The 18,009-nt window shown below is 65.0% G+C and carries 19 protein-coding genes; 4 read left to right on the plus strand and 15 right to left on the minus strand.

Features of this window, described 5'->3' with window-relative positions:
• Positions 1–154: 154 nt before the first annotated feature.
• A complete protein-coding gene (gene pyrF / locus BM408_RS20640; protein ID WP_175541864.1) occupies positions 155–994 on the minus strand; it encodes an orotidine-5'-phosphate decarboxylase in 840 nt (279 codons plus the stop codon).
• A gap of 83 nt (positions 995–1,077) precedes the next feature.
• Between pyrF and BM408_RS20645 the strand changes: the two genes are divergently transcribed.
• Entirely contained in the window at positions 1,078–1,965 is an 888-nt protein-coding gene (locus tag BM408_RS20645; protein ID WP_092132388.1) for a DMT family transporter, read from the plus strand.
• 6 nt (positions 1,966–1,971) lie between these two features.
• On the opposite strand, the gene BM408_RS20650 is transcribed toward BM408_RS20645, so the two are convergent.
• From BM408_RS20650 to tsaB, 3 genes are read right to left on the minus strand one after another with little or no spacing between them, the layout of a single operon-like run.
• On the minus strand, positions 1,972–2,766 hold the full coding sequence (locus BM408_RS20650; protein WP_092132389.1) for a uracil-DNA glycosylase family protein: 795 nt from the start codon (positions 2,764–2,766) through the stop codon (positions 1,972–1,974).
• 10 nt (positions 2,767–2,776) lie between these two features.
• Positions 2,777–3,256, minus strand: a complete 480-nt coding sequence (gene rimI / locus BM408_RS20655) for a ribosomal protein S18-alanine N-acetyltransferase (RefSeq protein ID WP_092132391.1) — start codon at positions 3,254–3,256, stop codon at positions 2,777–2,779.
• Positions 3,253–4,014 (minus strand): tRNA (adenosine(37)-N6)-threonylcarbamoyltransferase complex dimerization subunit type 1 TsaB, encoded by a 762-nt coding sequence (gene tsaB, locus BM408_RS20660; protein WP_092132392.1) that lies wholly within the window; start codon positions 4,012–4,014, stop codon positions 3,253–3,255. Before tsaB ends, rimI begins: the two co-directional genes overlap by 4 nt.
• Before the next feature lie 155 nt (positions 4,015–4,169).
• Between tsaB and dacB the strand changes: the two genes are divergently transcribed.
• Positions 4,170–5,675, plus strand: coding sequence for a D-alanyl-D-alanine carboxypeptidase/D-alanyl-D-alanine endopeptidase (dacB, locus tag BM408_RS20665; RefSeq protein ID WP_092132394.1), 1,506 nt, complete (start codon positions 4,170–4,172; stop codon positions 5,673–5,675).
• 166 nt (positions 5,676–5,841) lie between these two features.
• Complete coding sequence (cutA, locus tag BM408_RS20670) at positions 5,842–6,186, plus strand: divalent-cation tolerance protein CutA (RefSeq protein ID WP_092132395.1); 345 nt, start codon at positions 5,842–5,844, stop codon at positions 6,184–6,186.
• Positions 6,187–6,261: 75 nt separating this feature from the next.
• Here the strand turns inward: cutA and BM408_RS20675 are convergent, their stop codons facing one another.
• Genes BM408_RS20675 through purE form a run of 5 tightly spaced genes read right to left on the minus strand, consistent with a single transcriptional unit; the run spans position 6,262 to position 10,235 of the window.
• On the minus strand, positions 6,262–6,753 hold the full coding sequence (locus tag BM408_RS20675) for a glutaredoxin family protein (protein ID WP_092132397.1): 492 nt from the start codon (positions 6,751–6,753) through the stop codon (positions 6,262–6,264).
• Between the two features lie 47 nt (positions 6,754–6,800).
• Positions 6,801–7,424: a LysE family translocator gene (locus BM408_RS20680; RefSeq protein ID WP_092132398.1), complete on the minus strand. Its 624-nt coding sequence runs from the start codon at positions 7,422–7,424 to the stop codon at positions 6,801–6,803.
• Between the two features lie 59 nt (positions 7,425–7,483).
• Positions 7,484–8,479 carry an L-threonylcarbamoyladenylate synthase gene (locus BM408_RS20685; protein WP_092132400.1) on the minus strand — a complete coding sequence of 332 codons (996 nt, stop codon included), beginning with the start codon at positions 8,477–8,479 and terminating at the stop codon, positions 7,484–7,486.
• A complete protein-coding gene (locus BM408_RS20690; protein WP_092132402.1) occupies positions 8,479–9,729 on the minus strand; it encodes a 5-(carboxyamino)imidazole ribonucleotide synthase in 1,251 nt (416 codons plus the stop codon). The genes BM408_RS20685 and BM408_RS20690 overlap by 1 nt, the downstream gene beginning before the upstream one ends.
• Positions 9,726–10,235: a 5-(carboxyamino)imidazole ribonucleotide mutase gene (gene purE, locus BM408_RS20695; RefSeq protein WP_092132403.1), complete on the minus strand. Its 510-nt coding sequence runs from the start codon at positions 10,233–10,235 to the stop codon at positions 9,726–9,728. Before purE ends, BM408_RS20690 begins: the two co-directional genes overlap by 4 nt.
• A 156-nt stretch (positions 10,236–10,391) precedes the next feature.
• Between purE and trxA the strand changes: the two genes are divergently transcribed.
• Positions 10,392–11,291: a thioredoxin gene (trxA, locus tag BM408_RS20700; RefSeq protein WP_092132405.1), complete on the plus strand. Its 900-nt coding sequence runs from the start codon at positions 10,392–10,394 to the stop codon at positions 11,289–11,291.
• Between the two features lie 30 nt (positions 11,292–11,321).
• Here trxA and BM408_RS20705 read toward each other — a convergent pair whose 3' ends face one another.
• From BM408_RS20705 to BM408_RS20730, 6 genes are all read right to left on the minus strand, one after another.
• Positions 11,322–11,708 (minus strand): hypothetical protein, encoded by a 387-nt coding sequence (locus BM408_RS20705; protein ID WP_092132406.1) that lies wholly within the window; start codon positions 11,706–11,708, stop codon positions 11,322–11,324.
• A 33-nt stretch (positions 11,709–11,741) separates the two neighbouring features.
• Positions 11,742–12,650, minus strand: coding sequence for a phosphoribosylaminoimidazolesuccinocarboxamide synthase (locus tag BM408_RS20710; RefSeq protein WP_092132408.1), 909 nt, complete (start codon positions 12,648–12,650; stop codon positions 11,742–11,744).
• A 115-nt stretch (positions 12,651–12,765) separates the two neighbouring features.
• Positions 12,766–13,830, minus strand: coding sequence for a class II fructose-bisphosphate aldolase (gene fba / locus BM408_RS20715; RefSeq protein WP_092132409.1), 1,065 nt, complete (start codon positions 13,828–13,830; stop codon positions 12,766–12,768).
• A 199-nt stretch (positions 13,831–14,029) separates the two neighbouring features.
• Positions 14,030–14,917, minus strand: coding sequence for an alpha/beta hydrolase (locus BM408_RS20720; protein ID WP_092132411.1), 888 nt, complete (start codon positions 14,915–14,917; stop codon positions 14,030–14,032).
• 242 nt (positions 14,918–15,159) lie between these two features.
• On the minus strand, positions 15,160–16,593 hold the full coding sequence (gene pyk, locus BM408_RS20725) for a pyruvate kinase (RefSeq protein WP_175541869.1): 1,434 nt from the start codon (positions 16,591–16,593) through the stop codon (positions 15,160–15,162).
• 148 nt (positions 16,594–16,741) lie between these two features.
• Positions 16,742–17,935, minus strand: a complete 1,194-nt coding sequence (locus tag BM408_RS20730) for a phosphoglycerate kinase (RefSeq protein ID WP_092132414.1) — start codon at positions 17,933–17,935, stop codon at positions 16,742–16,744.
• Between the last annotated feature and the right edge of the window lie 74 nt (positions 17,936–18,009).

The raw sequence follows: 18,009 nt of genomic DNA on the forward strand, positions 1-18,009 counted from the left end.
TGCCCGCAGCGAAGCGGAGGGACGCAGACAGTAGGGTCGCCTTTTCTTTGCTTACTTTCTTTTGGCGAAGCAAAAGAAAGTGAGTCGCCGCCGGGCGACCCCGGCCAGCAGCCTCAACAAAGGGCAAGAGCGCGCAAGCCGGAGCAAGACCCGGCTACAACTTCAACGCTTCACCCCGAGCCGACTCCAACACATCCCGAGTCCGCACAGCCTCACGACGCGCGGCTTCAGCGAAGTCGTCACCAGCCGACGCATAAATAATCGCACGGGAAGAATTCACGATGATGGGCGCCCCGGCACGCCAGCCGGCCTTGACGGTGGCGACGGCATCACCACCCTGCGCCCCCACGCCGGGAATCAACAGCGGCAAAGTCGGTGCAACTGCCCGCACACGCTCAATCTCCGCCGGATAAGTCGCCCCCACCACCAGCCCAAGCTGACCGTTGAGGTTCCACGGCCCTTGCGCCAGGCGCGCCACGTGTTCATACAGCAGCGGCTCGCCTTCAATGGAGGCAAAGCGCTGGTTCTGCAGGTCGTCGCCGCCGGGGTTGGAGGTGCGGCACAGCAGGAACGCACCCTTGCCTTCGTACTTCAAATACGGTGCGACCGAATCAAAACCCATGAAGGGCGAGAGCGTGACCGCGTCGGCGCCGTAGCGCTCAAAGGCTTCCTTGGCGTACTGCTCGGCGGTGGAGCCGATGTCGCCGCGTTTGGCGTCCAGGATGATGGGCACTTGCGGCGCGACGCGGCGCATGTGCTCCATCAGGCGTTCGAGCTGGCCTTCGGCGCGGTGGGCGGCGAAGTAGGCGATCTGCGGCTTGAAGGAAATCACCAGGTCGGCGGTGGCATCGACGATCGCGGCGCAAAAATCGTAGATCTTGTTGGCGTCGCCCTTAAGCTTGCCGGGGAATTTGGTCGGTTCCGGGTCCAGGCCGACGCAGAGCATGGAGTGGTTCTGGCGTTCTGCGGCGCCCAGCATGTCGAGGAAATTCATGCTTCCTATTGTAAGAAGGTCGCTCCCCAGCGGATTTCGCCCCAAAACGGGACAATCGACGCAAACCACCGACCTACCCTCTCATGCAACTCTCCCAACGCCAACTTGTCCTGCTCGTTCTGCTCACGCTGGTCTGGGGTCTGAACTGGCCGGTGATGAAGATCGGGATTGCGGACTTTCCGCCGCTGACGTTCCGGGCGATCTCGATCTGGCTGGGCATTCCGGTGCTGGGGCTGGCGATGGTGCTGTTGAAGGTGCCGTTCTTCATTCCGCGCGACAAATGGCGTGAGCTCTTCTGGCTGGCGGCGGCCAACATGTTTGTCTGGCATGCGCTCATCATCCTGGCGGTGAAAAACCTGAGCAGCGGGCGCGCGGCCATATTGGGTTACACCATGCCGATTTTTTCGGCGCTACTGGGCGCCTGGTTTTTTGGCGCAAAGCTCAAGCCCCGCAACTGGCTGGGTGTGGCGGCTGCGGCTGCGGGCGTGGCGCTGCTGCTCTGGTATGAGTTGACCAACCTGTCGGGCCGGCCGCTGGGTGTGCTGTGCGCGCTGATCGCCGCCGCCGTGTGGGCGCTGGGCACGCAGATGCTGCGCAAGACCACGATACCGGCCGCCACGCTGACGCTGTCGTTCTGGATGACGGTGATGACGGCCGTGATGCTGACGGTGCTGGGCACGGTGTTTGAGATGCCGCAGTGGAAGGCGCCTTCACCTACGACCTGGGCGGCGATTCTTTATAACGCGGTGCTGATTTTTGGTTTTGCGCACGCGGCCTGGTTCACGCTGGCGCGCGCGCTGCCGCCGGTGGCCTCGACGCTGAGCGTGATGATGATTCCCATCCTGGGCGTGTTCTCAGGCGCGCTGGGCCTAGGCGAAGTGCTGCACTGGCAGGACTGGGCTGCGGTGGTGTTGATGGTGGTGGCGATTGCCTCGGTGCTGGCGCCCAGCCGGGACGCCGCCAAGACTTGAGAAAAATCAGCTGGGCGTACTGGTGACCAGGCTCACGGCCAGGCACAGGTCGTCCCACGCCTTGGCCTTGTCGATGGGGTTGCGCAGCAAATAGGTGGCGTCGTAAGTCAACACGGTTTTGGCGCCGTGCAGGCCATGCACCTGGCCGCGCAGCTTGCCAAAGGGCTCGCTGGACTGCAGCAGGGCTTGTGCGGCCAGGCGGCCCATGACCAGCACCACGTCGGGCTTTGCGGCCGCCACCAGCGCCGGCAAGGCCTCGGGCAGGCTGGCACCCACGCCGGCCGCAGCCCCGCGAGCCAGCGGCGCGAGCAACACCACACCGGCCTTGTTCAAACGCGCGGCGCGCAGCATGTTGTCGAGCAGTTTGCCGGCCTCGCCTTCAAACGGATTGAAGGGTCCGCGCTGCAGCGCGGCGGCCGGCGTTTCAGCCAGCACCAGCCAGCGTGAGCCCTCGCCATGCGCGGCATCGGCGTACAACGCCTGGGCTTCACCCATGCTCCAGGCGCCGGTGGCGGCGGCCTCACGCACAGGGGCCTGCGGTACGGCCGTTACGGGGGCCGCAGGTGCGCGAGCGGGGATGGTCCGCGCAGGAGCGGCTTCACGGGGCGCAGACGCAGGCGGCGCAGCGGGCGCAGGCCTCACTTCAGGCACAAATTCGGCTGCAACGCCCGCAGGACGAGCGTAACCCGCTCCTGAATCAATAGCAGGCGCCGCATCAGGCACAGGCGATGCAGGCTGCCACACACGCACGCCCATCTCGCGCAACATGGCGCGCTGGCGTTTGTCGAGGACGAGGCTCATGGGGTGGACCTCACAGCGCCAGGCTCATGACCACGGCGTCTTCGCGCGCGGAAGGGCCGTTGGGGTAGTAGTTGCGGCGCGTGCCGACATGGCGAAAGCCGTAGGTCTCATACACCGCCTTGGCGCGCACATTGCTCACGCGCACTTCCAGCCACAGCCACTGCGCGCCCTGGCCGCGCGCCCACAGGGCCAGCCCGTCCAGCATGACGCGGGCCCAGCCCTGGCGCTGGTGTTCGGGTGCCACGGTGATGTTGAGCAGGTGCACTTCGTCAACGCCCTTCATGGCGACGAAGTAGCCCAACAACACGGCATTGGGTGCGTTGCCGGCGGTGAGCAGCTGTGCCTGGTAGCCGGCGTTGAGCGAATCGGTGAAGTTGCCTTGTGTCCAGGGGTGGTCGTAGGCGGTTTTTTCCACGCGCACCACCTCGCCCAGCCATTGCGGAGTCATGGCTTCGAACTGGGCTTCGAGGGGCTTGAGGATGGCGTTCATGAAGAAAGGGGCGGGGCCTCGGCAAGGAGCTTGGCGGCCTTGACCCGCTCGCGCTCTTCGGTGGTGAGCGCTACTTTATCGCGAACGTAAAGCGGCAGGGCGAGGTCAGCGCTTACGCACTGGCCGGCGGCTGCCAGTTGGGGCGCCAGGCGCAGCAGCGCGGTGGCGGTGGGCAGGGCCTCGGCCTGCGCAAAAGCGGCGAGCCCGGCAGGCAGCCGGCCGGCGTACACCGCAAAGACATTGCCCGCCAGCAGGCCGGCTGATGCATCGGGCACGCAATCTTCAGGCCGCACCAGCTCGCATTCGCCAAGCGCGCGCCACTGCGCCCCGCTGAAGTCAAAGCCCTGCACATACATCTCGTCTATGCGGGCGTCGAGCAGCGCCGTCACGCGCAAAGACTTTTTCTCAGCGCCATCACCCTGAAAGCGCGCCTCTTCGGCCACAGCCATCAGCGTGTCAATCGGCAGCACGGGAATGCCGGCACCTTGGTTGGCGCCCAGCGCCAGACCCTGCGCCACGGCGCAGGCAGTGCGCAGTCCGGTGAAGGAGCCCGGGCCGCGGCCAAAGGCGATTGCGTCCAGCTCGCCCAGCGCCAGCCCCGCCTCGGCCAGCAGCGCCAGCACCGCCGGGATCAGCGTGGTCGAGGCCTGCGCGCCGCCGGGGCCGCTGTGCTGCCAGATGCGCACGCCGTCGGTCACCGCGACCGACATGCGGTCGGTGCTGGTGTCAAAGGCGAGGAATTTCGAGAATTGGGGCATTAAATCGGGCTCCAGCCCTTGTAAATCGAGCGTGAACGGCTACCAAATTAATAGCGTGTTACATATCCACCGGGAAGAGGTCCGGCGGGCAATCCCCTGATTATCCGCGCCAACGCCTCGCCGAGGCTCAGACGGCCAGCCGCGATAATCCACACATGACCCAAGACCCGCAGCGCCCACGCACGCCGCACCTGATTGCGCTGAGCGTGCTGGCCGCCGCGCTGGCCCTTTTCCAGACCGCCGCCTTCGCGCAAGCGCCGCGCCTGCCGGCTCCAATCGAAAAAGCCCTGTCACGCGCCAAGGTGCCGCGCGATGCGGTGTCCATGCTGGTGGTGGAAGCCGCCACAGGCAAACCAGTGCCGCGCCTGAGCTGGCGCATCGACACGCCGATGAACCCGGCTTCCGTCATGAAGCTGGTGACCACCTACTCGGCACTGGACGCACTGGGCCGCGACTTCACCTGGAAGACGAAGGTGATCCTGGACGGCAGCACCTCGGGCGGGCTGCTCAATGGCAACCTGGTGGTGCAGGGCGGTGGCGACCCCAAGCTGGTGGTCGAGCGCCTGCAGGCCATGCTGGCCGAGGTGCAGGCCGGCGGCGCGCGCGTGATTCGCGGCGACATCGTGCTGGACCGCAGCGCTTTCAGCGTGCCGCCCACCGACCCGGGCGAGTTTGACGGCGAGCCGCTGCGGCCCTACAACGCGCGGCCCGACGCGCTGCTCATCAACTTCAAGTCCATCGTGATGACCTTCACGCCGGATGCGACCAACAGCCGCGCGCTGGTGCGCTACGAGCCGCCGCTGGCCGGCGTGCAGGTGGGCGCCAGCGTGCCCATGGTGCGCGTGGCGCGCTGCGGCGACTGGCGCAGCGAGCTGCGCGCCAGCGTTGAGAACCCGGTCAACATTGAATTCCTGGGCACCTATTCGTCGGCTTGCGGTGAAAAAATCTGGCCCAGCGCCTATGCCGACCCGGCAAGCTTTGCCGCGCGCGCCATCGAGGGCTCGTGGCGGCAGCTGGGCGGCCTGCTGACCGGCGTGGCGCGCGACGCCACGCCGCAAGAACTCGCCATGCTGCGCAGCACCGGCACCATCTCGGGCCAGAAAGCCGCCATCCGGTTTGAGCACCAGTCGCCGCCCATGCTGGAGGTGGTGCGTGACGTCAACAAGTACTCCAACAACGTGATGGCCCAGCACATCTTTTTGACGCTGGGCCTGCATGCCAACCTGGGCCAGCCCAAAGCCGGCACGCTTGAGTCGGCCCACGCCGCGCTGGCCGCCTGGTGGAAAAAAACCCTGCCGGGCACAGCGCCGCCCCTGATGGACAACGGCTCGGGCCTGAGCCGCAATGAGCGCGTGACGGCTGCCGGCCTGGGCGCCCTGCTGCTGCACGCCGCCAAAAGCCCGCTGGCCGCCGACCTGGCCGATTCGCTGCCCGTGGCGGGCGTGGACGGCACGCTGCGCGAACGCGGCAAGAGTGTGGCGGGGCAGGCCTTCCTGAAGACCGGCTCGCTGCGCGATGTGACCGCGATTGCGGGCTACGCCAACGGCAACAGCGGCACGCGCTACATCGTGGTGGGCCTCATCAACCACCCGAACGCCGGCGCTGCGCGCCCGGCGCTGGATGCCTTGCTGGAATGGACCGTCAAAGAGGCCGCCCGATAGCCTCAGGCTAAGTACACGGCTGCAAGTTATCCCTGCCGGGTGTGGACAAAGCTGTTGATGACCGCGCGGCTTGCGGGGCAAAACACCATTTGGCGCGGCCTGCGCCACAATGCCTCAAATTTGGGCAGTTGCCTGCCCGGCAAGACAGGCTGAACGGAGCACCACGATGCAAGCACCCCCTCCCCTCGAAGGTAACAAGGCGTACTGCGTGGTGCAGACCGCCACGGCCACGGAAGAAGAAGCCCAAAGCCTGGCGCGCGGCATTGTGGAAGCCCGGCTGGGCGCCTGCGTGCAGATTCAGGCCATCCAGAGCATTTACCGCTGGCAGGGCGCGCTGTGCAACGAAGCTGAATTTCGCCTGTCGATCAAGACACGGCAGGCGCAGTTTGCGGCGCTGGGGCGCTTCATTCGCGCGCACCACAGCTATGAGACGCCGGAGATTGTGCAGATACCGATCACCGCCGGCTCCGCGGCGTATCTGCAGTGGATTGATGAAGCAACTCAGGGCTGATCGCCCAAGGCATCTTATTGAAGCGAAGAAGACCGGTCACGTGTTCTGCATGATGCAGGCCCGCCTGCGCAGCCGCTATTTCCGGACGGCAAAAATCGCGTCATACGCAGGCTCTGAAAAACCCTGCACACGCTGCTCACCCGCGACCAGAAGCGGAACTCCCTTGCCACCGCCGGCCTGGACCAACGCGGCAATTCCAGCCTTCGTGTCGACGTCGATCTCCTGGTAAGGAACACCCTTGCGGGCCAAATAGGTTTTAGCCAGCTTGCAATAGCCGCACCAAACGGCGGAATACAAGACCACGCCGCTGACGGCCACCGGTGCGGGCGAAGCAGCCCGCATCCTGCGCAACTGCTCGACGTAAGAGGTGCTGACTGCGGGCAGCGCGCTAGTGGGCAGGTTTTCAAACTTCAGGGTTTTCTGGACGCGCCCGTCCGGCGGCGGGCGGTCGCTGTAAACCGTTTTTCCGTCGGGTCCCACGGATTTGTAGAGCGTCTGGGCGTGTGCCGCCATGACCGACAGCCACCCTGAAAGCAGGAGGATGCCAAGCTGCGCGAGGAATCTCATGGAAACACCCCAGCGGCACGCACCGCGCAATTTTGGCGTGGCACGCACTAAGACCGCGCCTCGCGCAGTGACGCCGCCAGCAGCCCCAGGCCCAATGCGCCCACGGCCACCGAGGCGATGCGGTCAGCCGTGCCGCGCGTGCGCGCATAGGCGGCCCGAACCCGCTCGCGCGAGAACAAATATGCCAGCAATGTGTGCCAGCACAGCGCGTTGGCCACAATCATGGCCACTGCCGCGACCTGCAAGGCCGGGCTGGGTGAAGCCGGAAACGAGGCCGCAAACACGCTGCCGAAAAAGAGCGCCGACTTCGGGTTGGTGATATTGGTGAGAAAGCCCAGGCGGAACGCGGCGGCCGATGACACCGAAGGACCGCCATCACCGAGTGCCAGCCCACCCGACCGCCAGAGCCGGCTGGCCACATAGAGCAGGTAAAGGCCGCCGGCCACCTGCAGCACCAGGCGCAGACCCGGAAAGATCTGGAACACGGCATTGACGCCCAGCACCGCGCACAGCGCCCAGATGGCCGCACCCACCGTCACGCCCAGTGCCGCGAACACCGCGCTGCGCGCGCGGTCGCTGGCCGCGAGTTGCGAGACCAGCAACACGTTGGCGCCGGGGCTCATCATGGCCGCGACGTGGAGAAACCAGATGGTGAGGAGGATGGAGAGCATGGGGTCACCTTGAGATGCGGGGTGTCAGCCCATGATAGCGGCCCCGCCAAAAATGCGCTTCAGCTCGCGGCAGCGCGCCCCAGCCGGTCGCGTACGCCGTCCCACTCGGCATCCACCGGCGGGTTTTCGATCCAGATCAGCTTGACGCCTTTGGCGTCGAAGTCGCGCAGCACGGCAAAGAGTTGCTGCGCGGTGGCGAGGGCATCGTCAGGCATGCGGCGGTACAGCACACGCTCCGACTTGATGCGCACAATGCTGCGCGCATACACCGCGATGTGGGCTGCGTCGGCGCCCAGCAGGTCGAGCGCGGTCTGAATTTGCCGTGCATCCATCAGGCGCACCTTGGCGTCGGGCGCGTAATGCGCCTCCAGCGTGCCGGAGGCGCGCGGTGTGTCGCCTACATCCGCATCGCTCTCTTCGAATTCGTCTTTGCCCAGCACGGCCTCACCGCACGCGGCCTCGAGCTGCGCGCGGGTGAGGATGCCCGGGCGCAGCAGCACGGGCCGCCCGCGCGTGCAGTCGACGATGCTGGACTCGATGCCGACATCGCAGGGCCCGCCGTCTAGCACGAGCAGGCTGTCGCCAAACTCCTGCTGCACGTGCTGAGCGGTGGTGGGGCTGACCCGGCCAAAGCGATTGGCGCTGGGGCCGGCCACGCCCGTGTCGCAGGCTTTCAGAAAAGCCAGCGCAACGGGGTGCGACGGGCAGCGCAGGCCAATCGAATCCTGGCCACCGGCAGCAGCTGCCGCCACGCCCGGCTTGCGCGGCAGGATCACGGTGAGCGGCCCAGGCCAGAAGGCTTTCATCAGGCGCGCGGCAAAGGGCGGCACGCTGCTGGCGTAAGCCTCTACATGCGCCGCGTCGGCCACATGCACGATGAGCGGGTGGTCTGAAGGCCGGCCCTTGGCTTCAAAAATGCCGGCCACAGCCTTGTCGCTGGAGGCATCGGCGCCCAGGCCGTAGACCGTCTCGGTCGGGAAGCCGACAAGGCCGCCTGCCTGGATGCGGCGCGCAGCCTCGAGAATCGCTTCAGCGTCCGTGCCGGGAAGAATCATCAGAGGTGGCCCAGGCCCGGCAGGCCGAGGATGGCCGCGGCCTTGCGCGCGGTGGCTTTGACGCCGGCGATGTCGGCGCCGGTGATGTTGAGGTGGCCCATCTTGCGGCCGGCGCGTGCTTCGGTTTTTCCGTAGAGGTGCAGATGCGCACCGGGCAAAGCCAGCACGGCCTGCCAGTCAGGCGTGCGGGCTTTGCCCTGGGCATCAAACCACACATCGCCCAGCAGGTTGAGCATGATGGCCGGCGAATGCTGGCGCGGCTGCGGCAACGGCAGCCCCGCCATGGCGTGCACCTGCAAATCAAACTGCGAGACGTCGCAGGCGTCCATGGTGTAGTGGCCGCTGTTGTGCGGTCGCGGCGCCATTTCATTGACGATCAGCGCGCCGTCGGCACTGCCGTCGTCGACCAGGAAAAACTCGACGCACAACACGCCGACGTAGCCCACATGATTTGCTATGGTTTTGGTAGCCGCCTGCGCCCGCTCGGCGAGGGCTACAGGCATATTTCCTTCATAAGCCTCGGTCACAGCAAGGATGCCGTCCACATGCACGTTGCGCTGCGGCGCAAAGCCGACGATGTCGCCGTTCCAGCCGCGCGCCACGATGACGGAGCACTCGGCTTTCAGCGGCAGCATTTTTTCGAGCACGCAGGGTACGCGTTGAAGGTCAGCCCAGGCGGCGGCGAGTTCGGTTGCATTCTTGACGCGAACCTGGCCTTTGCCGTCGTAGCCCATGCGGGCGGTTTTGAGGATGCCGGGCAGCAAGTTGGCTGGCACGGCTTCGAGCTGCGCCTGCGTTTCGATCACTGCGTAGGGCGCGCAAGTCACGCCGGCCAGCACACCCGATTCGGCAGCGCTGGCGGTGAAGTGCGATTTTTCTTCGATACGGTTTTGCGCGATGCCCACGGCGGCGGCGCCCGGCGCGACGGGCAGGCTGGCGGCCAGTGCCTTCAGCGCGCCGGCCGGCACGTTTTCAAACTCGGTGGTGACGGCGGCGCAGAGAGACGCCAGCCTGGCCAGGCCCGCTTCGTCGCTGTAGTCGCTCTCGATATGGTGATGGCTGACCAGGCCTGCGGGGCTTTGTGCGTCCGGGTCCAGCACCGCGGTGAAGTAGCCCAGGCGCTGCGCGGCGTGCACAAACATGCGGCCCAGCTGGCCGCCGCCCATCACGCCCAGCGTGGCGGGCTGGCCGGAGGCGGAAACGGTGCCGGGAAAAACAGGAAGGCCCGTGGGAAGGCTTGGAAGGCTCATGCGGGGGGCAATGTCATGGCGTGGGCGGCGGCGGTTTGCTCGGCGCGGAAGGCCTGCAGTTGGGTGGCCAGCGCCTTGTCGTGCAGGGCCAGCATGGCCACCGCAAACAGGGCGGCGTTGGCCGCGCCGGCGTTGCCGATGGCAAAAGTGGCGACGGGAATGCCTTTGGGCATTTGCACGATGCTGTGCAGCGAATCGACGCCTTGCAGGTGTTTGCTGGCCACGGGCACGCCCAGCACCGGTACGGCGGTTTTGGCGGCCAGCATACCGGGCAGGTGGGCTGCGCCGCCGGCGCCGGCAATGATGGCCTGCAGGCCGCGGCCCTGGGCGCCTTCGGCATAGGCGAACAGCTCATCAGGCATGCGGTGGGCCGACACCACGCGGGCCTCGTGCGCCACGCCGAACTGCGTGAGGATCTGCACGGCGTGCTGCATGGTCTCCCAGTCGCTGCTGGAGCCCATCACCACGCCCACCAGGGGTTTTGCCGAATTGTTGCTTGTTGTCATGCGGGGACCTTCAAGGCCGGGGTTGCAGGCTGCTTGCCCGTAACCCCTGATTTTAAGGGCAGGCCACCGGTAGGCCGGGCCCTGCGTGCTACGCTCTTGCCTCCCAGGAGACTCACCGGTTGAAACCGGCCCCTGACACCCCAACTCTGCAAGATCATGATCGACGTCACCATTGCCAATTTTGAAGCGGAAGTCGTTACGGCTTCCATGACCACGCCGGTGCTGATCGACTTCTGGGCGCCGTGGTGCGGCCCCTGCAAGTCGCTGGGCCCGATTCTTGAGAAGGTCGAGGTGGAATACGCCGGCCGCTTCAAGCTGGTCAAGATCGACTCCGATCAGGAGCAGCAGCTGGGCGCAGCCTTCGGCATCCGCAGCATCCCGACCTGCATCCTGATGGTCAACGGCCAGCCGGTGGACGGCTTTGCCGGCGCACTGCCCGAGGGCAAGGTCAAGGAATTCCTCGACAAGCACCTGCCGCCGGCCGATGAACTGCCTGGAGAGCCCGAACTGACGCTCGAAGAAGAGCCCACCGACCCCGCCGCCGTGCTCGAGAAGCTGCAGCACGCCGTCGCCGCCAACCCGGCCGACGACAACGCCCGCTTTGACTATGTGAAGCTGCTGTTGCAACTGGGCCGCGAAGACGACGCCAAGGTGGCGTTTGCGCCGGTGATCGCACAGACCACGGTGGTGCGGCGGTTTGACTCGCTCAAGCGCTGGATGGACGCTATTGATTTTGTAGCTGTTCACGCAAATGATGCGGGGGCTGCAGCTGGATTTGATGCCAAGATTGCGGCCAACAAGCGTGATTTTGACGCCCGCTTCGGCAAGGCCCGCTGGCTGATGGCGCAGCAGCGCTGGACCGACGCGCTCGATGAGCTGCTGGACATCTTGATGCGCGACAAGGCATGGAGCGAAGACCTGGCACGCAAGACTTACATCGCCGTGCTCGACATCATGGAAGCGCCCAAACCCAAGGTGGCTGACGGGCAGATTCCGCCGGAAGACCCCGTCGTGGCGACTTATCGCCGGCGCCTCAGCAGCGTCGTGTTGAGCTGAGGCGTCGCCAGGGCCGGCTTGCCGCGGGCTTTAGTGCCCAAACAAAAGCCGGCTGAGGTTAAACGCCATGCCGGCCATAAAGGCCTGAAACACAATGGCGCGCCCGGACCATGGCGCCGCGCCCGGCGCAATGGATCTGGGCCTGTTTCTTCGCCACAGCAGAATCAACAGCGCGGCCAGCAGCGGGCTGAGCAAAGCGTTGAGCCATTGAAGAACAGGTTCACGCAGGGCCAGCAGCGGGATGAAATAGACGCTGGCAAGTCCCAATGCAAAACCGAGCGCCGTTCCCACCAGAAGGTCACCCAATGGATTTGCCTCTGGGCGTGTGCGCAGCGATTTGCGCAACCCAAGGTCAAACAACTCTGAGAAAAGAGTCAGTACACCCTCAATCAGGATCTCGGCGATGAACTCAAACATTGGCAGCCGTCCTGCGCCGAGCTTAGCGGCAGTTCAACCCTTCAAGCGCGTCAGGGCTTCCTGATATTTCGCAGCAGTCTTTTCCACAACGTCGGCCGGCAGGCGCGGCGCAGGTGGGGTTTTATCCCAGGGTTTGCCGTTGATGCGCACGGCCTCCAGCCAGTCACGCACAAACTGCTTGTCGTAGCTGGGCGGGTTCTGGCCGGCTGCGTAGGCGGCTTCATAACCCTCAATCGGCCAATAGCGTGAGGAATCGGGCGTCAGCACCTCGTCCATCAGCGTGAGCGTGCCGTCTTCGTCGAGGCCGAATTCGAACTTGGTGTCGGCAATGATGATGCCCTTGGTGAGCGCGAAGGCGGCGGCGGTGCTGTAGATCTCGATGCTGATCTTTTTAATCTGCGCGGCGAGTTCGGGGCCGACGACCTTCACCACCTGCTCGTAGCTGATGTTTTCGTCATGCTCGCCGGCTTCGGCCTTGGCGGCCGGCGTGAAGATGGGTTCGGGCAGTTTGCCGGCGTTTTTGAGGCCCGCGGGCAGCGGCACGCCGCACACGGCCTGGCTGTCCTGGTATTCCTTCCAGCCGCTGCCGGCCAGGTAGCCGCGCACCACGGCCTCGACCGGGATGGGCTTGAGGCGCTTGACCAGCATGGAGCGGTTCACGACCTGCGGCACTTCAGCCGGGGTGACCACGCTTTCGGGCGACTCACCCGTGAGGTGGTTGGGGCAGATGTGGCCGAGCTTGCCGAACCAGAACAGCGCCATTTGCGTGAGCAGCGCGCCCTTGCCGGGAATCGGCTCGCCCAGGATGACATCGAAGGCGCTCAAACGGTCGCTGGCCACCATCAGCAGCCTGTCTTTGCCCACGGCGTAGTTGTCGCGCACCTTGCCGCGCGCCAACAGGGGCAGGGAGGTGAGGGCTGAGGTATGGAGTGCTTGGGTCATGGTGGGGGCAGCGTAACGGGGGGAGTCAAAGTAAAAAGCCCGCGACTCGCAAGAGTCGCGGGCTTTGAATTATCGCCAATCCGCGCGGGCGGTTGGCGGGTTTATTCACGCCGTCTTAATGGACGACCTGGGCCAACTCGCCCTTGGCGTACTTGGCGGCCACGACCTGCAGGTTGTCGCCCTTGATCTTGGCGCCCTGGCCTTCACAGCCGAACTGGATGTAGCGCTGCTTGCAGATCTGCTTGGCGGCTTCACGGGCGGGCTTGAGCCATTCGCGGGCGTCGAATTTCTCGGGGTTTTCGGCCAGGAATTTGCGCACGGCGGCCGTCATCGCCAGGCGGATGTCGGTGTCGATGTTGATCTTGCGCACGCCGTGCTTGATGGCTTCCTGGATTTCCTCGACGGGCACGCCGTAGGTTTCCTTCATGTTGCCGCCGTATTGGCGAATGATGGCCAGCAACTCTTGCGGCACGGAGGAGGAACCGTGCATCACCAGGTGGGTGCTGGGGATGCGTTTGTGGATTTCCTTGATGCGGTCGATCGCCAGGATGTCGCCGGTGGGCTTGCGGGTGAATTTGTAGGCGCCGTGGCTGGTGCCGATGGCGATCGCCAGCGCGTCGATCTGCGTCTGCTTGACGAAGTCGGCGGCCTGCTCGGGGTCGGTCAGCAGCTGCTCGCGCGTCATGGTGGCGTCGGTGCCGTGGCCGTCTTCCTTGTCGCCCTTCATGGTTTCCAGCGAGCCCAGGCAGCCGAGTTCGCCTTCGACCGTCACGCCGTATTTGTGGGCCAGTTGCGAGACTTTCTTCGTCACGTCGACGTTGTATTCATAGCTGGCGATGGTCTTGCCATCGGCTTCGAGCGAGCCGTCCATCATCACCGACGAAAAGCCGAGATCGATGGCGCCCTGGCAGACAGCGGGGTTCTGGCCATGGTCCTGGTGCATGACCAGGGGGATGTTGGGATACATCTCGATGGCCGCTTCGATCAGGTGCTTGATGAAGGGCTCACCGGCGTACTTGCGGGCGCCAGCGCTGGCTTGCAGGATGACGGGCGCGCCGGTTTCCTTGGCCGCTTCCATGACGGCTTGCACCTGCTCGAGGTTGTTGACGTTAAAAGCCGGAATGCCGTAGCCGTTGACTGCTGCATGGTCCAGCAGCTCGCGCATCGAAACGAGTGCCATGATCAGATCCCCAGAAAGTTAAAAACGCTGCCAGAAAAGGCGGGTTACCGGCGGAAGGCCGTGCAGCGCAAGGGCTGCCTGATGGGCCGTAACCGCGAAGTAACCGAAGCATTGATTCTAACGGCTGCGCAAACCGGGGTTATTGGCAGAACTTGTGCCGCACTTGCCTCCAAATACGCGGGGTAACCGCCTGTAAACGCTAGGAGGACGCAGGCAGCCGGCGCGGCGACCGCACAAATGCCGTGACGCGCTCCAGCACCGGCGCCCGCCCCCTGAGCACCGACGCCATGGACGCGATCAGGGTCACGTGGCTGACGCCGCCAAACAGCTCCGACTCCACCGGCACGCCCTGGCTCTTGAGCCGCTGGGCCATGGCCACGGTGTTGCGCTGCGGGTTGACGGTCCGGTCATCCGCAGCGGCCAGCAGCAAGGCCGGCGGGGACGCTCGGGAAGCATGCGCGAGCGGCTGGCTGTCGGCGGGCGTGCCGGGCCATTCAAAGGCCACTTGTGTCTGCGGGTCGGCAATTGGCAAAAAATCGTAAGGGCCGGCCAAACCCATCCAGCCGGCCAGTTGTGAGGGCTTCATGCCTTCGGCCGCCAGCCAGCGCGCGTCCAGCGCGACCATGGCGGCGTTGTACGCGCCGGCGCTGTGGCCCATCACAAACAGCCGGGCCGGGTCAGCGCCGTACTCGGCCGCATGGTCCCTCGCCCAGTGCACGGCACGCGCGCTGTCTTGCACAAAAGCGGGGTAACGCACCGCCGGGCTCAGGCGGTAATCAGCGACCACGGCGACGATGCCTTGCGAAGCCAGCGCCTCGCCGACAAAGCGGTAGTCGGCACGCTCCCCTTTTGACCAACTGCCGCCGTAAAAAAACACGACCACAGGCGCATTGCGAAGCTCGCCCTGCGGCTGGTAGACATCCAGCCGCTGGCGCGGGTCAGGCCCGTAAGCGATGCCCCCGGTGCGCCGGTAGGTGTCCGTCGCCACCGTGGCATTAAGAAGATCCGCACCCGAACACGCCGTGAGCAGCGCGGGCAACATGGCGAAGAAAGAGCGTCTTGGCAAGGAGGAGTCACTGTTGTGCATGACTCCTTGGTACGCATGCCAAGCGACGATGGATTCAATCGATGCCGTCAGCGAGACTCTTCATGCCAGCTTGCGCCGCGGAACCGGCTTTGCCGGGCCGCAGGCGCTGTCCCCTGCAAGGGGAAAAGGGCTACACGAAGTGAGCCCGATAGGGGTGTGCCAATTTTTCGGCTTTGCCGGGCCGAAGGGCGGGCGGCCCCCTCGGGGGGCAGCGCATTACACGAAGTGAAAAGCGTGGGGGCTCAACCTGCTCTGCAGATTTTCAGCATATTCGTGCCGCCCGGCGCCCCCATGGGTTCGCCGCAAGTGATGGCATAAATATCGCCGCTGTCGACGATCCCGCGTTTTTTCAGGTGCGCCTCGGCATCACCGAGTGCGGTGTCACGGTCGGCGCTGGTGTCCATGAGCAGTGGCCGCACATTGCGGTACAGCGCCATCTTGCGCTGGGTTGCCAGTTTGGGCGTCAGTGCGTAGATGGGAATATGGATGCGGTGGCGGCTCATCCACAGCGCAGTGGAGCCCGAGTCGGTCAGCGCCACAATGGCTTTGCAACCCAGGTGATGGGCCGTAAACAGGGCGCCCATGGCGATGGACTGGTCGATGCGGTCAAAGGTCATGCCGGTGAAGTCGGCGTCCAGTTTCACGTCCTCGGCTTTTTCGGCTTCGGCGCAGATATTGGCCATCTCGACAATGGTCTCCAGCGGATAACGGCCGGCGGCGGTCTCGGCAGAGGTCATGACGGCGTCGGTGCCGTCGAGCACCGCGTTGGCCACGTCGCTGACTTCGGCGCGCGTGGGCACCGGGTTGGTGATCATGGACTCCATCATGTGGGTCGCGGTGATGACCACCTTGTCCAGCTCACGGGCCATGCGGATCATGCGTTTTTGCAGCGCCGGCACAGCGGCATTGCCGACTTCGATGGCCAGGTCGCCGCGCGCGACCATGATGCCGTCGCTCGCCTTGCAGATGGCTTCCAGGTTGGGGATCGCCTCGGCGCGCTCGATCTTGGCGATCAAGCCCGGCTTGTGGCGGAACTCGGCGCCGGCCACATTGCACAACTGGCGCGCCATTTCCATGTCGCTGGCGTTCTGCGGAAAGCTCACCGCCACATAGTCGGCCTGGAAGCTCATGGCAGTCTTGATGTCTTCCATGTCCTTGGCCGTCAGCGCCGGCGCCGTCAGGCCGCCGCCCTGCTTGTTGATGCCCTTGTTGTTGGACAGCACGCCGCCAACTTTGACCGTCGCATGGACCTGTTCGCCCTTGACCTTATCGACCGTCATGACGATCAGGCCGTCGTTGAGCAGCAGGGTGTCGCCGGCCTTGACGTCGCGCGGCAGCTCCTTGTAGTCCAGGCCCACGCCGTTGATGTCGCCGGGCTCGGTGCGGGACGCGTCGAGCACAAACTTCATGCCTTGCTCAAGCTGTACCTTGCCTTCGGCAAATTTGCCGACGCGGATTTTCGGGCCCTGCAGGTCGGCCATGATGGCGACTTCGCGGCCGGCGCGGGTGGCGGCCTCACGCACCAGTCTGGCGCGGTCTATGTGGTCTTGGGCCGTGCCGTGGCTGAAGTTCAGCCGCACGCAATTGACGCCAGCGCGGATCATTTGCTCAAGCAAGGCCGGATCGCTGGAAGCGGGGCCAAGGGTGGCAACGATTTTGGTGCCGCGGCGCTGCATCTTCATGTCTGTCTCCTGTAATTTAGTTTCCTATTTTCACATGAAAATGGTTACAAGGACGTTACGAAAATGGGACTTGCGGCACCGGCTGTCGCCGTGCCGCAAGCGTGACGGGCACAAACCGCTCCTGATAAAGGAGCAAGCCACCTCAGCCCGCCGAGCGCTTTTGCAGGATGTCGAAGGCCGGCAGCGTCTTGCCTTCCAGCACTTCCAGAAAGGCGCCGCCGCCGGTCGAGATGTAATCGACCTGCTTTTCAATGCCGTATTTGGCGATGGCGGCCAGGGTGTCGCCGCCGCCGGCGATCGAAAACGCGCTGCTGTCGGCAATTGCGCGGGCAATGCCTTCAGTGCCCTTGGCGAAGGCGTCGAACTCAAACACGCCGACCGGGCCGTTCCAGACGATGGTGCCGGCCGCCTTGAGCTGGGCCGCCAGGCGGGCGGTGGTTTGCGGGCCGATGTCCAGGATCAGGTCGTCATCGGCGACGTCGGTAGCCGCTTTGACGGTGGCCGGCGCATCGGGGGCAAAGGTTTTGGCGGTAACCACATCGGTCGGGATAGGCACCTCGGCGCCGCGCGCCTTCATGGCGTCGATCACGGCCTTGGCTTCGGCCAGCAAGTCGGCTTCGGCCAGGCTTTTGCCGATTTTCAAACCGGCAGCCAGCATGAAGGTATTGGCGATGCCGCCGCCCACGATGAGCTGGTCGACGTTGTCGGCCAGTGATTTGAGGATGGTGAGCTTGGTCGAGACCTTGCTGCCGGCCACGATGGCGACCAGCGGCCTGCGCGGGCTGGAGAGGGCTTTGGAGATGGCGTCCATCTCGGCGGCCAGCAGCGGGCCGGCGCTGGCCACGGGCGCGTATTGCGCAATGCCGTAGGTGGAGGCTTCGGCGCGGTGCGCGGTGCCGAAAGCATCGTGCACAAAAATGTCGCACAGCGCGGCCATCTTGCGGGCGAGTTCTTCGCTGTTTTTCTTCTCGCCCTTGTTGAGGCGGCAGTTCTCCAGCATCACCACCTGGCCGGGCTTCACGTCCACGCCGTCGACCCAGCCGGAGGCCAGCGGGATGTCGCGCTTCATCAGCTCACCCAGGCGCCTGGCCACTGGCGCCAGCGAATCCGCCGGCTTGAACTCACCCTCCACAGGCCGCCCGAGGTGGGAAGTCACCATCACCGCCGCACCGGCGTCCAGCGCCATCTGGATGCAGGGAATCGACGCACGGATGCGCGTGTCTTCGGTGATGTTGCCCTTGTCGTCTTGCGGCACGTTGAGGTCGGCACGGATAAAAACGCGCTGGCCGGCAGCCTTGCCGCTGGCACACAGGTCGGAGAAACGGATGAAGTTCATGAAGGGGCTCGCAGAATGAAAAAGGCTTTGGGCTAAAGCGCCCAAAGCCCTAAATTGTAGGTGGCTGGAAACAC

The sequence above is a fragment of the Polaromonas sp. YR568 genome (genome assembly GCF_900116715.1).
Taxonomy (GTDB): domain Bacteria; phylum Pseudomonadota; class Gammaproteobacteria; order Burkholderiales; family Burkholderiaceae_C; genus Polaromonas.

Coding starts and splice junctions, on each gene's coding strand:
- BM408_RS20650 (WP_092132389.1), bottom strand. CDS start 2,766: ATGAGCCTCGTCCTCGACAAACGCCAGCGCGCCATGTTGCGCGAGATG.
- BM408_RS20730 (WP_092132414.1), bottom strand. CDS start 17,935: ATGAACTTCATCCGTTTCTCCGACCTGTGTGCCAGCGGCAAGGCTGCC.
- BM408_RS20645 (WP_092132388.1), top strand. CDS start 1,078: ATGCAACTCTCCCAACGCCAACTTGTCCTGCTCGTTCTGCTCACGCTG.
- BM408_RS20675 (WP_092132397.1), bottom strand. CDS start 6,753: ATGAGATTCCTCGCGCAGCTTGGCATCCTCCTGCTTTCAGGGTGGCTG.
- BM408_RS20680 (WP_092132398.1), bottom strand. CDS start 7,424: ATGCTCTCCATCCTCCTCACCATCTGGTTTCTCCACGTCGCGGCCATG.
- BM408_RS20690 (WP_092132402.1), bottom strand. CDS start 9,729: ATGAGCCTTCCAAGCCTTCCCACGGGCCTTCCTGTTTTTCCCGGCACC.
- BM408_RS20705 (WP_092132406.1), bottom strand. CDS start 11,708: ATGTTTGAGTTCATCGCCGAGATCCTGATTGAGGGTGTACTGACTCTT.
- purE (WP_092132403.1), bottom strand. CDS start 10,235: ATGACAACAAGCAACAATTCGGCAAAACCCCTGGTGGGCGTGGTGATG.
- BM408_RS20710 (WP_092132408.1), bottom strand. CDS start 12,650: ATGACCCAAGCACTCCATACCTCAGCCCTCACCTCCCTGCCCCTGTTG.
- BM408_RS20685 (WP_092132400.1), bottom strand. CDS start 8,479: ATGATTCTTCCCGGCACGGACGCTGAAGCGATTCTCGAGGCTGCGCGC.
- fba (WP_092132409.1), bottom strand. CDS start 13,830: ATGGCACTCGTTTCGATGCGCGAGCTGCTGGACCATGCAGCAGTCAAC.
- dacB (WP_092132394.1), top strand. CDS start 4,170: ATGACCCAAGACCCGCAGCGCCCACGCACGCCGCACCTGATTGCGCTG.
- cutA (WP_092132395.1), top strand. CDS start 5,842: ATGCAAGCACCCCCTCCCCTCGAAGGTAACAAGGCGTACTGCGTGGTG.
- BM408_RS20720 (WP_092132411.1), bottom strand. CDS start 14,917: ATGCACAACAGTGACTCCTCCTTGCCAAGACGCTCTTTCTTCGCCATG.
- trxA (WP_092132405.1), top strand. CDS start 10,392: ATGATCGACGTCACCATTGCCAATTTTGAAGCGGAAGTCGTTACGGCT.
- pyrF (WP_175541864.1), bottom strand. CDS start 994: ATGAATTTCCTCGACATGCTGGGCGCCGCAGAACGCCAGAACCACTCC.
- tsaB (WP_092132392.1), bottom strand. CDS start 4,014: ATGCCCCAATTCTCGAAATTCCTCGCCTTTGACACCAGCACCGACCGC.
- pyk (WP_175541869.1), bottom strand. CDS start 16,593: ATGCAGCGCCGCGGCACCAAAATCGTTGCCACCCTTGGCCCCGCTTCC.
- rimI (WP_092132391.1), bottom strand. CDS start 3,256: ATGAACGCCATCCTCAAGCCCCTCGAAGCCCAGTTCGAAGCCATGACT.